The sequence below is a fragment of the Arthrobacter sp. NPDC058288 genome (assembly GCF_042880995.1).
Lineage (GTDB): Bacteria > Actinomycetota > Actinomycetes > Actinomycetales > Micrococcaceae > Arthrobacter.
This window is the reverse complement of record NZ_JBHVYH010000014.1, coordinates 12,764-27,654: the sequence shown is the minus strand read 5'-3', so window position 1 is coordinate 27,654 and position 14,891 is coordinate 12,764. Positions and strand designations below refer to the sequence as shown.

General features: G+C 65.5%; 11 protein-coding genes. 5 read left to right on the top strand and 6 right to left on the bottom strand.

Annotated features, from left to right (window positions below):
- Positions 1 to 48: 48 nt before the first annotated feature.
- On the top strand, positions 49 to 1,407 hold the full coding sequence (locus tag ACFVWT_RS22260) for an aspartate kinase (RefSeq protein WP_390251776.1): 1,359 nt from the start codon (positions 49 to 51) through the stop codon (positions 1,405 to 1,407).
- A 99-nt stretch (positions 1,408 to 1,506) separates the two neighbouring features.
- On the opposite strand, the gene ACFVWT_RS22255 is transcribed toward ACFVWT_RS22260, so the two are convergent.
- Both ACFVWT_RS22255 and ACFVWT_RS22250 read right to left on the bottom strand, forming a co-directional pair.
- Entirely contained in the window at positions 1,507 to 1,689 is a 183-nt protein-coding gene (locus tag ACFVWT_RS22255) for a hypothetical protein (RefSeq protein WP_156810605.1), read from the bottom strand.
- A 144-nt stretch (positions 1,690 to 1,833) separates the two neighbouring features.
- Positions 1,834 to 2,061 carry a hypothetical protein gene (locus tag ACFVWT_RS22250; protein WP_390251774.1) on the bottom strand — a complete coding sequence of 76 codons (228 nt, stop codon included), beginning with the start codon at positions 2,059 to 2,061 and terminating at the stop codon, positions 1,834 to 1,836.
- A gap of 78 nt (positions 2,062 to 2,139) precedes the next feature.
- Here ACFVWT_RS22250 and ACFVWT_RS22245 point away from each other — a divergent pair, with 78 nt between their 5' ends.
- Positions 2,140 to 2,643, top strand: a complete 504-nt coding sequence (locus ACFVWT_RS22245; RefSeq protein WP_390251772.1) for a MarR family winged helix-turn-helix transcriptional regulator — start codon at positions 2,140 to 2,142, stop codon at positions 2,641 to 2,643.
- Positions 2,644 to 2,685: 42 nt separating this feature from the next.
- Here ACFVWT_RS22245 and ACFVWT_RS22240 read toward each other — a convergent pair whose 3' ends face one another.
- Complete coding sequence (locus tag ACFVWT_RS22240) at positions 2,686 to 5,706, bottom strand: S8 family serine peptidase (RefSeq protein WP_390251770.1); 3,021 nt, start codon at positions 5,704 to 5,706, stop codon at positions 2,686 to 2,688.
- Positions 5,707 to 5,988: 282 nt separating this feature from the next.
- Here ACFVWT_RS22240 and ACFVWT_RS22235 point away from each other — a divergent pair, with 282 nt between their 5' ends.
- From ACFVWT_RS22235 to ACFVWT_RS22225, 3 genes are read left to right on the top strand one after another with little or no spacing between them, the layout of a single operon-like run.
- On the top strand, positions 5,989 to 6,546 hold the full coding sequence (locus ACFVWT_RS22235) for an SSI family serine proteinase inhibitor (RefSeq protein ID WP_390251768.1): 558 nt from the start codon (positions 5,989 to 5,991) through the stop codon (positions 6,544 to 6,546).
- 4 nt (positions 6,547 to 6,550) lie between these two features.
- A complete protein-coding gene (locus tag ACFVWT_RS22230; protein WP_390251766.1) occupies positions 6,551 to 7,492 on the top strand; it encodes a 3-methyladenine DNA glycosylase in 942 nt (313 codons plus the stop codon).
- Positions 7,492 to 7,863 (top strand): serine protease inhibitor, encoded by a 372-nt coding sequence (locus tag ACFVWT_RS22225; protein WP_390251764.1) that lies wholly within the window; start codon positions 7,492 to 7,494, stop codon positions 7,861 to 7,863. The genes ACFVWT_RS22230 and ACFVWT_RS22225 overlap by 1 nt, the downstream gene beginning before the upstream one ends.
- 87 nt (positions 7,864 to 7,950) lie before the next feature.
- On the opposite strand, the gene ACFVWT_RS22220 is transcribed toward ACFVWT_RS22225, so the two are convergent.
- The 3 genes from ACFVWT_RS22220 to ACFVWT_RS22210 form a co-directional block, all read right to left on the bottom strand.
- Positions 7,951 to 11,085 carry a S8 family serine peptidase gene (locus ACFVWT_RS22220; RefSeq protein WP_390251762.1) on the bottom strand — a complete coding sequence of 1,045 codons (3,135 nt, stop codon included), beginning with the start codon at positions 11,083 to 11,085 and terminating at the stop codon, positions 7,951 to 7,953.
- Positions 11,086 to 11,384: 299 nt separating this feature from the next.
- Positions 11,385 to 14,282, bottom strand: coding sequence for an exo-alpha-sialidase (locus ACFVWT_RS22215; protein ID WP_390251823.1), 2,898 nt, complete (start codon positions 14,280 to 14,282; stop codon positions 11,385 to 11,387).
- Between the two features lie 248 nt (positions 14,283 to 14,530).
- Positions 14,531 to 14,716 carry a hypothetical protein gene (locus ACFVWT_RS22210; protein ID WP_390251760.1) on the bottom strand — a complete coding sequence of 62 codons (186 nt, stop codon included), beginning with the start codon at positions 14,714 to 14,716 and terminating at the stop codon, positions 14,531 to 14,533.
- Positions 14,717 to 14,891: the final 175 nt, after the last annotated feature.

The window sequence follows — 14,891 nt, the reverse complement described above, 5'->3', positions numbered from 1 at the left end:
TGGTTGCTTGGCCCCGGAACCCCGATTTGATGCAGTGAGGGTGCGCGCATGAGTATGCCCACTACCGAAGTGAAGACAGAGAACCAGCCATACGTGCTGCCCGTCGCTACTGCCCGCACCAAGCAGCTCATCGTGCAGAAGTTCGGCGGCTCCTCGGTTTCTGACGCGGACGGCATCAAACGGGTTGCCAAGCGCGTCGTCGACGCGCAACGGGCAGGCAACGAAGTGGTTGTGGTGGTCTCCGCAATGGGCGATACCACCGACGAACTGCTGGACCTTGCCGCCCAGGTCACCGATTCCGCCCCCGCGCGTGAAATGGACATGCTCCTGTCCTCGGGTGAGCGCATCTCCATGGCCCTGGTAGCCATGGCCATCAACAAGCTCGGCGCTTCAGCCCAGTCCTTCACGGGCTCGCAGGCCGGCATGATCACCGACGGCATCCACGGCAAGGCGCGCATAATCGACGTCGATCCCCACCGGATCCGCACCGCGCTGGACAAGGGACACATCGCCATCGTTGCCGGCTTCCAGGGCATGAGCCGCAGCACTAACGAGATCACCACCCTGGGACGTGGCGGATCCGACACCACCGCAGTGGCCCTGGCCGCCGCCCTGGACGCCGACGTCTGCGAGATCTACACGGATGTGGACGGCATTTACACAGCTGATCCCCGTGTGGTGCCCTCCGCCCAGAAGATCGACCGCATCTCCAGCGAGGAAATGCTGGAACTGGCTGCTTCCGGCGCCAAGATCCTGCACCTGCGCTGCGTGGAATACGCGCGCCGCTTCGGCGTGCCGTTGCACGTTCGTTCTTCATTCAGCCAGAACGAAGGCACTTGGGTTATGCCCGGAGCCGACGACAAGATCACGACTCAAAAGGGAGTTGCCTTGGAGCAGCCAATCATCTCCGGCGTTGCACACGACCGTTCCGAAGCCAAGGTCACCGTTGTGGGCGTGCCCGACATTCCGGGCAAGGCCGCCGCGATCTTCCAGGTCATCGCCGACGCACACTCCAACATCGACATGATCGTGCAGAACGTCTCCACCCACGGCACGGGCCGGACGGACATTTCCTTTACACTCCCCATCGTGGAAGGTGCGGACGCCCTCGCTGCCCTCCGTGCGGCTCAGCCCGAGATCGGCTTCGAAAACATCGAGTACAACGAGCAGATCGGCAAGCTCTCGCTGATCGGTGCGGGCATGCGCTCGCACCCCGGCGTCTCCGCCACGTTCTTCAAGGCGCTGTCCGACGCTGGCATCAACATCAACATGATCTCGACGTCGGAAATCCGCATCTCGGTTGTAACGCACGCCGACCTGCTCGATGATGCAGTCCGGGCCATCCACAAGGCCTTCGACCTGGACAGCGAGGACGAAGCAACGGTCTACGGCGGCACCGGCCGCTGAGGCCCGGCCACCCGGGAACATCCGACGGCACAAAAGGAACGGCACAGCGGACTAAACCGCCGTGCCGTTCCTTTTGTGCCGTTCGTTATGCTTCAACGGCTATTTGATGTCTTCCTTGCGGACCGCGTAGTGGTGCCCCTCAGAATCTGTCTCTACTTCGAAGTGTGCCAGGTCCTCTTCAGAAGCAGCCTCAAAGTCGTCATGCCTGTGAACAACGGGTGCGGTCGGATCACCCCGCGTGGCGGGCCCGAAGAAGAACCGCAGCTTGTCGGTCTTGCTCATGAAGCGCTGTATCGCCTTTGCCACAATTCCCACCCCCTTTCCCTTTTTCGGGTCAAGCAGTGATGCATTGGCCGGTTGGTACCTGTGCCCATATTTTACGCCCGGGAAGAGAAAAAGGCCCCGGACGGCAGGGCCGTTGGCGGCCTAGCGAAGGGATTTGTCGTCCGGGTTCCTGGGCACCACGTAAGTGCTGCCATCCGGCCGTCGCATGGTTTCCCACTGCTGCGTCTCCGCTTCGCGCCGCGCAAGGAGGGCTTTGTTCTCCTCGGTCATCTCATGGCCCAGGGCGCTGCGGTTGGCCGGCCCGAAGATGGCCCGGAGCTTGCCGGTGGCACGCATGAACCTTTGGGCGGAGTTTTCCTTGTTGGCCATTACGGATTCCCTTCAGAACGGTCTCGTCCAACCCAGTGTACGCTAATCATTAGACCACTAACGATTGAGGAGAAGGACATGAATCAGCGCCCGGCGGCGGCCATCGAAGCGCCTGACGACGACCTCCTGCTGGAACACCAGCTCTGCTTCGCCCTCACGGTTGCGTCCCGAAGTGTCGTGGGCGCCTACAAGCCGGTCCTGGACACCCTCGGGCTGACCCACCCGCAATACCTTGTGATGCTCTGCCTCTGGGAGTCCAGCCCGCGCACGGTACGGGACATCAGCGATGCGCTGGCCCAGGAGCCGGCCACCATTTCGCCGCTGTTGCGCCGCCTCGAAGCGGCCGGCTACATCACCCGCGGCCGGGCTGCCGGAAATGAGCGCGCCCTTGCTGTCGGGCTCACCCCGGAAGGCGCGGCTCTCCGGCAGCGGGCGACGGCGGTTCCGGGCACCATGATGGAGCGACTTGGCCTGACACGCGATCAGGTGGGCACACTCCACCGGGCAATGACTGACCTGATCGCTGCCACCAAGGCCGCGGCCGGACGCGATGCCGCCGGAAGGGACTCCGCCGGCGCCTAGCCCGGCCCCGCAGTGAACCGGCGGCGGAACTCACTGCCCCACTCACGGCGCCGTCACGGCCACGTTCAACTGGGTTGACGGGCCCGTGCCGTATTTGATCAGGCCCACCCAGTTGCCGGGTTCCAGTCCGGCCCAGCTGGCAGTCAGCTCGCCAGTGCCACCGTTCTCAATGGAGAGCGGATTTGGGCTGACCGTCAGGTTTCCGGCATTGCCGGCAAGGATCATCGCTTCAACGGAAGCTGCCGTGGCCGCGCCGCCAGGGCTGGCGAACAGGTTGGTGGTCACCTTCCAGTCCCCCGCCACCGGATCCGGAATGGAGACCGCCTCGTTGGCTGCAGGCGTAGCCCCCGGATAGAGCAGGCCGGCCGGCGAAACCACGTACAGGTCGAAGTCCGCGGCCGGGTTGGCGGAATTCACTGCAAACCTCGCCAGGGAAGACCCTGCCGGCACGTTCACGATCTGGACGTCGTTCGCGGCATCCTTGACCCCGGTGTATGGCCCGGGAACCAAGCTGATCGCCGTCGAATTCGCCTTGGCAAGCCCGTTCACGGTCACGTCGATTGGCTCGGGACTGCCTGACGTGACCGGAATGACGACACTGCCGCTTCCGCCGGCGGACGAGGCGTTGACGACGGCCGGTGCAACAGCGGTCACCGAACGGATGGCCACCGGCGAGCGGACCACGGTCTTATCCGAAGTCCAGGTGAGCGAGCCGCCGACAAAGGCGTCCAGGGTAGCCCCGGAGTTGGTGAACTGTACCGTGAACGTGGCTTTCTCTCCCTCTGCCAGGGTCAGTTCATCCGGCGTCACCTCAGCCGTGATCCCGGGAACGTCGACTTCCGCCCGGTAGCTCCCGGCCGTCAACGCCGTCACGGTCCGGGTGACGGTCTGGGTGCCGGTAAGGCCGCCGAGGGCGATGGACGGCAAGTTGACGTCTTTAGCGGCCACCGGAGCAACGCCCAGCTGGTAGCCCAGCCCCTGCAGGAAAGCGAGCCAGTCGCCGGGGCCGGCGTCGTACACCAGTCCGGGCGTTGCGATCCTGGCCGGGTCAACCTCTCCGGCGCCTTGGGCAAAGACGTCATGGACCGGGGACCCCTGGGCGTCCACCAGGTCGTAGGCCGTGGTCATCATCGCCGACTTCACTGCAGCCGGGGACCACAACGGGTTCTTACCCAGCAGCAGTGCGCCGACGCCCGCAATATGCGGCGCGGCCATGGACGTACCTGACAGGAACCCGAAGTTCTGGCCGTTGGAACCGGCGGGCGAGACAGCTGCCAGCACGGCTACCCCCGGAGCTGCAATGTCCGGTTTCAGGAGGTCACCGTTGGCTGCAAGGGTGGGTCCGCGGGAGGAGAACCCCGCGATTTGCGGGACCGGCGGCGGGTCCAGGCCGGAGGTGTCAGTCGCCACCAGGCTCGCAGTCAATGCCGTATCCGCGCCCACCGCATCCTTAATGGCGGGATCGTCGAGGTGGACGGTAGGAACGCTGTGCAGGTCCGCGTCCAGCGAGTTCGGCGTCAGGTTGACCAGGACCATGCCGACGCCGCCTGCCTGGGCCACGGTCAGGCTCTTGGCCGTCCGGTCCACCACACCCCGGTCGCAGACCACGATCTTGCCGGCGGTTTTGGCCGGGTCCAAGGTGCCGGGCGCGCACAGGGCAGCGTTGGCATCGAGGGCGTCTGCAGCCTTCACGGCCACCGCAAGGGAAATGGGCGCGTTCGCAACTTCCGTGGACATGATGCTGGCACCGGCGAACTTCTCGCCGCTGGACAGTTCCACTGTGCCGCGGAGGCTGCTGCTGTGGGTGGAGGCTGCGACGCTGGTCATCCAGGGAGCCGCGTGGTTCACGGTGCTGGCAGCCGGGCCGGAGTTGCCGGCCGACGCGGCCACAACGATCCCTGCGGCCGCTGCATTAAGGAAGGCGATGGACACCGGGTCCACCGTCGAGTTGTTGGTGCCGGAAATGGAGTAGCTGAGGACATCGACGCCGTCCTTGATGGCATCCTCGATGGCTTCCACGCCGCTGGAAGCGAAACAGCCCGTGGTTGCCGGGCTGACGCCCTCCCAGCAGACCTTGTAGATGGCGAGCTTCGCCGCGGGGGCCACGCCTGATCCTTTGCCGAAATCCCGGCCGCCCACAGCCTGGCTGACATTACTGTTGCCGGCGGCGGTGCTGGCGGTATGGGAGCCGTGGTTGTTGATGTCCACGGGCGAGTACGCTTCCTTCGGCGAGCGCAGGCCCGGAGGAACGGCTGCCTTGAACGCCGCGTCGTAGTAGCGGGCGCCGATGACCTTGCTGTTGCATTCGGTTCCGGCGAATTGGTCGCCTGCCTGACAGACGCCTGCGAACGTGCTGCCGTCCGCCTTCAGCATGGTGATCTGGTTTCCGGCCGACAGGTACGGCTCGCCCACGCGGGGAGTTCCGGAAAGCGGCTTCACCTGTTCCCCGGCAAAGAAGGGATTGCCCGGGGCGTAGCCCGTATCGAGTACGCCTACAACCGTGCCCTTGCCGGCGTTGGTGTCACCGCCAAACTGTTCCGCCCAGACTCCCCCGGGACCCGGCAGGCCCAGGAATTCGGTGCTGGAGTAGTCGATCTTGTACTGGCTGTCCTTAACGACAGCAAGGACGTTGCCGTCCTTGGTTAAGGCAGTTGCCTGCTCCGCGGTCAGCTCCGCACTAAAGCCGTTCACCGCCACCGTGTAACTGTCGTCGATGGCCACGCCTTCCGCCGCGGCCAGCCTGCTTTGCTCTGACTCCAGGTGTGCCGAGTAGCGCCGGGACTCGGCGCTGCCGGCGTCGAGTTTCCTGCCGCTGGACGCTGCGGTCCCCGGGATGCCTTCGACACCGCCGGTGTAGGCGGCAACGGGCCTGTCCTTCAGCATGACGATGTAGCGGCCGCCGGCCAAAGACGGCGTTTCTGCGGCCGCCGGGTCGGCGGCTGCCCACGCGGGGGCTGCCAGCCCCTGGCCGATCATCAGGGAAATACCCAGGGCGACGACGGCGGCGAGGCGGGTGGCCGGATTTCTACTGTGAACGCGGGAGCCGACAGGCGGATAAGTCATGACGAACTGCCTCCTAGGTTGCCGGACCGGTGGCGTAGCCGGTCCCACCTCCTGGATGCATCCGTCCACATCGGCGCAACGTGGGCGTGAGGCCATACATCCAGTGATGGGAGAAACATACCGGAGTGGGGCTTCGGAATCGAGATGTTCCGGACAGATTTAATCTCCGCCCCGCCGGTTCCCGGTTCCGCGGCGGGTCGCAGCCCGGGACCTCCGGGCCGAACGGCAGGGTTCCTGGTGGGGCTCCGGCGATAGAATGGACCAAAATGAGGAGGACCGGTAATGCGTAAGGCATGGATTCACGCACTCGTTCTGGTATCCGTTGCCGGTCTTGCCGCCTGCTCGCCGGGCGGTGCCGGAGGCGGCCCGGCTCCTTCCTCGTCGGCCACTTCGAGCAGCGCCAGTCCAACGGCCACACAGTCGCCGGACACTGAAACAACCGTCCCGGCACCCTCGCCTCCGCCGACCGCCGCGCCAGCCACGTCCGGTCCGGGCAAGGGAAACGCCGAGCTCGCCATCATGGTCAAGCCGGCGGAATCGGAAGCGGCCCTGAACTACACCCTGGTCTGCAAGGACGGCGTTCCGACGGCTGAAAGCAGCCATCCCTCGGCCGCCGCTGCCTGCACCGCGTTGAAGGAGAACCCTGCCGTGCTGAGCCCTGCGCCCCGCGCCACGGACCAGGCCTGCACCCAGCAGTACGGCGGCCCGCAGCAGGCCACGGTCACCGGGATCGTGGATGATTCGCCGGTGGATGCATCCTTTGCCCGCAGGGACGGCTGCGAGATCGGCCTGTGGAATGCGGCCAAGGACATCCTCGGCTCCGCGGGCGGAGCTTCGTAGGCAGATGCAGATTCTGAAGCACGGCCGCCAGACGGTGCTGCCGGCGGACACCTGGACAGACCTCGAAGCAGACCACCAGGCCAGGGTCAGGCGCTACGCCGACCCCTACCTCGCCCGACGCTCCGCCGGCAGGAAACACCCCGTTGAGGATTTCCTCTTCACTTACTACACGCAAAAGCCGGGCCAGCTCCTGCGCTGGCACCCTGGCGCCGGCGTGGTCCTCACAGGACCTGAGGCCGCCGCCCGCTCCGATTGGAAGTATTACCGAATGCTCGACGACGGCGAGCTCGCCGCCGCCGGTCTGTCGCCCGGGGCCACCGCGGCAACCGTTGACCTCACAGCCTTTCTGGCCGGGCGCAGGGAGGCACTGCAGTTCGCCGAAATCATCCTGCGCGGCACAGCGTTGCGGCCTGCCCAGTTTGGCTGCTTCGGCCTGCACGAATGGGCGATGGTGTACCACCAGGACAAATTTGAGCTGCGCCACGAATACCTGCAGCTGCGCCTCGGGTCACAGGGCACTGACCGTGTGGTGGAGGACAACCGGATCCGCTGCTCGCACTTTGACGCCTTCCGCTTTTACACGCCGGATGCCACACCCCTGAACGAGCTCACTCCGAGCCGGGACAATCAGCGCGCCATGGAGCAGCCGGGATGCCTGCACGCCAACATGGACCTCTACAAATGGGCCTACAAGCTGGCGCCAGCCCTGCCCAGCGAGCTCGTCATGGACTGCTTCGAACTGTCCTGGCGGGTCCGCGCCATGGACATGCAGGCCTCCCCGTACGACCTCGAGGAGTGGGGTTACCCGCCCATCCAGATCGAAACGGCCGCCGGCAAGGCGGAGTACGTTGAACACCAGCGGGCGTTCTCCCTGGAGGCGCAGGTGCTGCGGGGGCGGCTACTCGAGGCCTTGGCACCACTGATTGACGAGGTCCGGGGCAGCTGATGACCGCCGACGTGGATCTTACCGTTCGGTTGACCGAGGCGCCGGGGGCCCCGGAGCACGAGTTCCGCCTCGTCGTGCGCCACGGGATTACGCCGCAGGCCGCCGCAATGCAAGGGTCAACGCTGCCGGACCCCGCTGCGGCGCTGGCTGCCGTCGAGCGGTTCGGCCACGAAGTGTTCTTCGTTCCCCGGCGGCGGGACATGATGTGCACCCAGCAGTACGGCGGCCCGCAGGTGGCCATGGTTACGGGGACGTTCCACGGCCGTCCTGTCCACAGCCGCTTCAGCCTGACCGATGGCTGCGAGATTGCCCGGTGGCGCTCACTGGCCCCGTTGTTCGGCGGCACGCCCGGATCCACCGGCCAGACCTGACAGGCCAGCCACAACACAGGAACGTCCCGGCAGCCTTGCGGCTGCCGGGACGTTCCTGGTGACGCTGTTTACTGATGGTGTTCCGGGCTAGGTTCCCGGAACCGCGTCAACGGGCGTGACCGCCGGGGCACCGGCAGGTGCCGGCGCCGTGTCGGCGCCCACCTTGACGTTGATCCACGTCCTGATCCCGTTTCCGCCCAGGCTCAGCCGGCCCAGGTAGGTTCCCGATGCCAGGCCGGTCCAGTTGGCTGTGGCCGTGGTGGCCGTGCCGTTGGGGGCAACGATCGGGTTCGGGCTGACAGTCAGGTTCCCGGAATTGCCGAGGAACGAGACGGCCTGGATGTGCGCGGAGGCGGGCCCGTTGTCCGGGGTGGAGTACAGGTTCGCCACGATGTAGTACGTGCCCGCCCGGGGCGATTCGAGGTTCAGGAACTCGCTGGCCGACGCCGTTGCCACCTGGGTGGCCACGAGGCCTCCGCTTCCGTTGGGTGCGTAAACCACCATGTCCCAGTCGACGTCGTCCGTTTCGGCCTGGATGCCCAGGCGCGCGAAGGTCGCGCCCGCCGGCACTTCCACTTTGACGACGGCGTTGTGTTCGTCATTCTTTGCGGCGTATGCGCCGGGTGTCTTGGTGACGCCCGTCTCGGACAGTGGTGCAAGCCCTTCAACACCCACCGCGATGGGCGAATCCGAGCCGGAGACCAGGTCCATGGTTCCGCTGCCCGTGCCGGTAGCGGAGCTGAAGGAGAACGACGGCGCAATCTGGGCGTCCACCGGGCGGACCGCAAGGGGCGAGCTGACGGTGCGGGGCCCCTTCCACGTCAGCGTGCCCGTGGTGAACTTGCCCACCGGAGCGCTGACGTTCTTGATGGTGATGGTGACCTCACGGGTCTGGCCCGCCTTGGCGAAGTTCAGCACCTGCGGCTCCACATGGACGCTGACACCGGGCATGTCCACTGCGGGCCGGTAGCTGCCCGGGACCAGCGCGGTGAGCTGGCGCTTGACCTGGATCTCGCCCACGAGGCTGCCCAGGGCAATGGAGGGCAGGTTGAGGTCGCGCGCGGCAATGCTGCCGGCCTGGGGTGCTCCGGTCTCCACGCCCTGGCCGTTCAGGAAGGCCAGCCACTGCTTGATGTCGGAGTTGTACACGAGCCCCGGATCCAGCACCCGCGTGGCGTCAATGTGCCCTGCGCCGCCCTCGAACGGGTTGCGGTTCGGAGTGCCGTCCGCGTTGACCAGCGGGTAGGCGGTGGTCATCATGGCGGACTTGACCATGGCAGGCGACCACGTGGGCTGCTTGCTGAGGACCAGGGCTCCGAATCCCGCAATGTGCGGGGCAGCCATGGAGGTTCCGGACATGAAGCCGAACTGTGCACCGTTGTTGCCGATCGTGGAAACGCCCGCGAGGACGTTCACGCCGGGTGCGGAGATGTCCGGCTTCAGGAGGTCCCCGCCGGAGGCCAGACTCGGGCCTCGGGAGGAGAAGCCGGCAACCTGGGGGGCCGGAGGCAATGGCTCGCCGGTGAGGTCGCCTTTGACGAGGCTCACCGTGAGCGCCGGGTTGGCGGAAAGCTTGGACTTCAGTTCCAGGCTCTTGGGGGCATTGACGTGCACGGTGGGCACCACGTGGTTGTCCGCGTCCTCGGAGCTGGAGGTCAGGTTGACCAGGATCATCCCAACGCCGCCCTTCGCCTGGACCTCAAGGCTCTTGGCCGTGCGGTCCACGACACCGCGGTCACAGACTACGACCTTGCCGGTGACCTTGGCGGCGTCCAGCGTTCCCGGCCCGCAGAGGTTCGCGGCAGTAGGCGCATCCGGCGCAGCAGCGTCGGCTGCCACTACAACGGCTGCGTCCTTGACTTCGGACTTCATGATGGACGCGCCCCGGAACATGCTGCCGTCGGATACCTTCACCGTGCCCAGCAGGTCACTGGGGAAAGTCGAGGCCGCCACGGTGGTCAGCCACGGCGAGGCGTGGTTCACGGTGGACACGGTGGGGCCGGAGTTTCCTGCCGATGCCGAAACAAACACGCCGGCAGCCGCTGCGTTGAGGAACGCCAGCGCAACCGGATCCGTCGTGCTGTTGGTGTTGCCGGAGATGGAGTAATTGAGGACGTCCACGCCGTCCTTGATGGCAGCGTCAACTGCTTCGACCGAGGCGGACGAGTAGCAGCCGCCGGTATTGGGGTTGTCGTCTTCCCAGCAGACCTTGTAGACGGAGACCTTGGCGGCCGGGGCAACACCGGAGCTCTTACCGAAGCTGGCGCCGTCGATCACCTGTTCCACGTTGGCGTTGCCGGCGGCGGTGGTGGCCGTGTGCGTGCCGTGGCTGCCCACGTCCACCGGCGAGATCAGTTCCTCCGGGGCACGGTGTTCGGGTGTCACGTACTGAAGGAAGGAGTCGGCGAAGTAGCGGGCGCTGACCACCTTGGAATTGCAGAGGGTTCCGTCGAAGGATGCCCCTGATTCGACGCCCTTCTGGCATTCGCCCTGGAAGGTCGTCCCGTCCGACTTCAGCATGGCGATCTTGCCGTCAGCCGTGAGGTACGGGACACCCACCTGCGCGTTGCCCTTGAGCGGCTGCACGGGATCCCCCTGCAGGAAGGGATTGTCCGGGGCATAGCCGGAGTCGATCACGCCGACCACCACGCCCTTGCCGGCGCCGGATTCGCCGCCGAACTGCTTGGCCCAGGCGCCGTCGCTGCCCGTGAGCTTCAGGAAGTCGGTGGTGGTGTAATCCGGGGCGTTCTCAACGTCCGGTGCCACCACCAGCACCCTGCTGTCCTTGGCAAGCTCGGCTGCCTGTACCGCGGTGAGCTCGGCCACGAAGCCGTTGAGCGCGCCCGTGAACTGCTTGGACGGGGTGACGCCCTGCTTGGCGGCGACGTCCCGCTGAGCTTTGCGAAGGTGCGCGTCGTAGGCCTTGTAGTTCTGGCTGCCGGAATCGAGTTTGCGGCCCTGCTGCGGTTTGGTGGCCGGTATGCCGGCTGTTCCGCCGTCGTAGGCCGCCGCGGCTTTCTCGGCGAGGACCACGATGTAGCGGCCGTCTTTGTAATCTGTCGGGTTGACGTTTTTGGCCTGTTCGACTCCGCTGGGTGCGGCAGGCGCCGCGGTGGCGGGTCCCACTGCGACGGAGGAGAGAAGCAGCGGGAAGCCTACAGCCAGGGCTGCAACCTTCCGGAGTCCCCCGCCCCGGACAAGGCTTGTTCCTTTTGATTTCACGAGCGACTGAAACCTTTCATGAGGTACGGGTCCGGCGGTGCGGCCGGTCTCGGTCAGCTGGGAAAGAGGCAGCCGGACTGACAGATCCTGTCATCCGGCGACACCAGCCGAGTCAAACAGTACAGAGTGAGAGCCGAATATGACATAGGACACAACAGTCGTTGTACTTTTGTCACTCGAGCTCCGGCGGGCACCACCGGAAGCCCCAGAAGGGAAAACCGCGGCGGCGGGGGGGGGGGGGGGGCGCCCCCCCCCCCCCCCCCCAGGAGTCACGACGCTGTCACCATGCTTGCGCGACGTCAGCCGATGGACCCTTTCGGCGTGACCTGAAGTCGGTCAAAGGAAACCTGCTTCCCTTCGGAATCCAGGACCACCACGTCGTCCCGCCCGTTCTGCACGGTGGACGGCAGCAGGAACTCCACGGTGTCCGCCGTGGTGGGAAAGATCCAGCCGAGGCGGAAGCCGTGCTTGTTGAGGTAGACGTAATACCACTGGCCGTAGGGAAGGCCGCGGAGCGTCACCTTCTCGCCGTTACGGTATTTTTCATTGGTGCCCAGATCGAGGGGCGGAACCTGCCCGTCGAAATCCTGGACCGTCAACGCCGGAACGGCCGCCGGCTTGGCCGGCTGGAGCCGCAAGGCCACCGCTTCGGCCTGCACGTCAACGCGCACGTTCCGCGACCCGTTGGATGCAGACGCGGTAAACGGAGAGGCAGGCAACTGGCCGGCCGCGATATCTGCGGGGGTCAGGATGTGCACCCGGGTTGCCGTTGCTGTTTCCCCGACGCCCAGCCTGTCCACTGAAATGCCGGCATCCGGAGCCGTGACGCCGGTCAGCGCGACGTTGCCGGCGTTTCCGACGCCATAGGTGTAGGTGACGGAATCCCCGGCACTCGCGTAGCGGTCGCCGTCGACATCGGCCCATTCAGCCGATACCGTGCCGTCCAGTTTCGGGTTCCGGACCGCGAGGTCCACTTCGCCGCCGTCCACACGGTATTCCCTGCTGCTCTGCCCGGACGCAGCAACTGTCCATGTGGAGTCGGCACGGAAGAATCCTTCCTCCGCCTCTTCCCGGGTCACGGCGTGCCGCGGCGTGGAGCACGCGTAGGATCCTGCCGCGGCAAGGTTGAGCCATCGGCAGTTTCCCGCGCCCGGGGGTACGAGGGGTGAGAAATTGCCGGCAGTCGGTACAAAGTCCGCGGCCAGGGGGCCGGTGTTGCTGACGGTAAACGTGTAGGGCACCTGCTCGCCGGCTGCGTACGGCTGCACGGCGAGGTCGCGTCCGGCATCATTCCGGGCACCGCTGATCGATCCGGCCAGCAGGCCATCCCGCAACGGTACGGCCAATCCCTTGAAGGACACTGCCTTCGTCAGTGCCGTATTGCCGGAGGCCGTGACGGTGAACTCAGCCACAGGGACGAGGTAGCCGCGCGCGATGTCCTCAGCGGTGAGTGTGTGTTTCGCGGTGGTGCAGTTGTAGCTGGCACCGGAGGCAAGGTTGTTGTACCGGCAGTTAGGGGCCGACGGCGGCAGGAACCCGGTCTCGAAGGTCCCGGAAAGGGGGACTGCATTGGACGTCACGGTCGATGTGCTCTTGACCGCGAAGGTGTAGGACAGCACTTCGCCTTCCTTGTACGGGTTCGCCGCCACGTCCCGTGCCGGCGCTGAGCCGGCGATGCTCAGGCCAACCTGGGGGGCTACCGGGCTGTTGGCAACGAAGGTGTACTGGGACACCTTTCCGTCGGCCGTGGTGAAAGCCGCATTGAGGGATGTTGGCCCCGAAGCTCCGGCCGGCGGCGTGAGCTGGACGTTCACCGTGGCCGAGCTACCCGGTGCGAGATCAGGAACGTCCACCGTGGCGGCGGACCATCCCGTTGGCGTATAGATACTGGCACGGGCGCCCGATAGGACATGGGCTTCCTGGTTGGTAACCGTCACCGGAACCTGCTGCGCAACACCGGGCGCAACGGTTTGTGCGGGCACGTTCACGGGAGCGCAGACATAGTTCAGCCATGCGTCGTCGAAACTGGCGAATTGCATGTTGTCCGTGTAGTTCGCCTCGTACAGGACGCCGAACTTGCCGTCGGCCAGGCGGGTAATCGTTGAATACGCGGAGAAGCCGGGACGGATGGTGCGGACACCGGGCCACGTTGCTCCGTCGTCACAGGACACGCGCGCCGAGACGTTTTCCCTGGCGGTCTTGGAGTTGGAATTGGTGAAGATCAGCTTCCTTGCCTCCGCAGAGCCCTCCGGTGCGGCCGGGTACATCCGGGAGATTGACCCGTTGTTGGCAGGGTCCGGCAGTTCAGTGTCCTGCGTAACCGGTCCGTAGCTGGCGCCGCCGTCGGTGGACACGGCCACTTTTCGGTAGCCTCCGTTAGCGCTGTCCCTCGAATTCAGCAGAACCCTGCCGTCGGAGAGTTCCACGGTCTTGTTCTCATCCATGCAGTCGCCGACCGGGGCCCCTTTGTGCCACGTTGCGCCGTGGTCATCCGAGTAGACGCTGTAGGCCTGGAAGAGTTCCGAGCCGTTGGCTTGACGCACGTAACCCGAGTACTGCTGAATCAACCGGCCTTTGTGGGCGCCGTATTTGAGCTGGATCCCCTCACCGGATGCCGCGAAGTTGGTGCGTACGTCCCCCGTTTGCGGGCTGGTCTTACTGCTTCCGGGTTTAGTGATGCTTGTGATAAACCGGGGCTCGCTCCAGGTGCGGCCTCCGTCGGCGGACTCCACCACGGCAGAAGAAATGACGTTCCTGTCGGCGTCGTCGTTGCCGTAGGTGCTGGCAGAGAAGCCGGCGTCCTTTGAGTAGACGAACAGGGCGAACACTTTGCCCGCCTCAGCGTCGTAAATGTACGACGGATCACTGAACCCGTATTTGGGGCCGCTGGCGTCCGCCACATGGCCCGCAGCGATGACGGTCAAAGGACCCCACGTTGCACCGCCGTCGATGCTGCGGCGCTGCACGATCGAGTTCGGGTTCGGCGCGTCGGCCGAGCTCCCGGGCCTGCCGTCCCACGCTGCGAGTACAACGTCGTTCCCGAGGTAGGTGAGCGCGGGAATACGGTAGAAGAAATTGTCGGCCGTCCGGTCTGCGGCAATGTTCGCTTCGACGAAGGTGCCAGGGGCGGCTGCCGGATTGGAGGGTGGAGCCGGCTCGGCCCTGGCCGGCAACCCGGGCCCCGCGATCAGCGCCATCCCAAGGAGCCCTGCGGCGGCTACCCGGCCCACGGAGCCGGCCTTGCCGGCCGGCTGCCTCTTTTTGAGTTTCAAATCCACTGTCCTTTCAGGTCGCCGCCCTGGGGCAGCAGTGCGGAAACGTACGGGTCATGTTGGCTTGTCCCACATGCCACATACAACGTCCTACAACCTTAGAGTGCAGTGAATCACATTGACCAGAGGTGTCACGTGACTATTTTGCGGCCCTCATGCCGCCGGGCATGAGGCTACTGGCGGGGCGTACGGACCACTTCGCTGATCCAGGCGCGGGTCTTCTCATCAATGGGGCCGGCCACATTTGTTTCCTTGGCGGCACGATCGGCTTTGATCTTCTGCATCACCATTCGACCCAGCCCAGCAAAGACTGCGGCGGCCATGACCGGAAGTAGTACGGATTTGGGTTTCTGAGCCATGCCGCAATCCTACTGAGCGTGCCAGCGCGCCACCAGAGCCGGCGTCGTGCTTCACCCTCCGGAGAGTGCCCCATTTCACAGTCAACCCGCGAATGCGGCCTGACGCATTCCGCCCGGTAGAATAGGCAAGCAAGCTCGCGGAGCGCTCGTTCCCGCTGTCTTATGTTTGGAGTCC

Bases quoted from the DNA above. Each gene is read 5' to 3' on its own strand.
- ACFVWT_RS22240 (WP_390251770.1), bottom strand. From the start codon at position 5,706: ATGACTTATCCGCCTGTCGGCTCCCGCGTTCACAGTAGAAATCCGGCC.
- ACFVWT_RS22245 (WP_390251772.1), top strand. From the start codon at position 2,140: ATGAATCAGCGCCCGGCGGCGGCCATCGAAGCGCCTGACGACGACCTC.
- ACFVWT_RS22215 (WP_390251823.1), bottom strand. From the start codon at position 14,282: ATGGCGCTGATCGCGGGGCCCGGGTTGCCGGCCAGGGCCGAGCCGGCT.
- ACFVWT_RS22235 (WP_390251768.1), top strand. From the start codon at position 5,989: ATGCGTAAGGCATGGATTCACGCACTCGTTCTGGTATCCGTTGCCGGT.
- ACFVWT_RS22250 (WP_390251774.1), bottom strand. From the start codon at position 2,061: ATGGCCAACAAGGAAAACTCCGCCCAAAGGTTCATGCGTGCCACCGGC.
- ACFVWT_RS22225 (WP_390251764.1), top strand. From the start codon at position 7,492: ATGACCGCCGACGTGGATCTTACCGTTCGGTTGACCGAGGCGCCGGGG.
- ACFVWT_RS22210 (WP_390251760.1), bottom strand. From the start codon at position 14,716: ATGGCTCAGAAACCCAAATCCGTACTACTTCCGGTCATGGCCGCCGCA.
- ACFVWT_RS22230 (WP_390251766.1), top strand. From the start codon at position 6,551: ATGCAGATTCTGAAGCACGGCCGCCAGACGGTGCTGCCGGCGGACACC.
- ACFVWT_RS22260 (WP_390251776.1), top strand. From the start codon at position 49: ATGAGTATGCCCACTACCGAAGTGAAGACAGAGAACCAGCCATACGTG.
- ACFVWT_RS22255 (WP_156810605.1), bottom strand. From the start codon at position 1,689: ATGAGCAAGACCGACAAGCTGCGGTTCTTCTTCGGGCCCGCCACGCGG.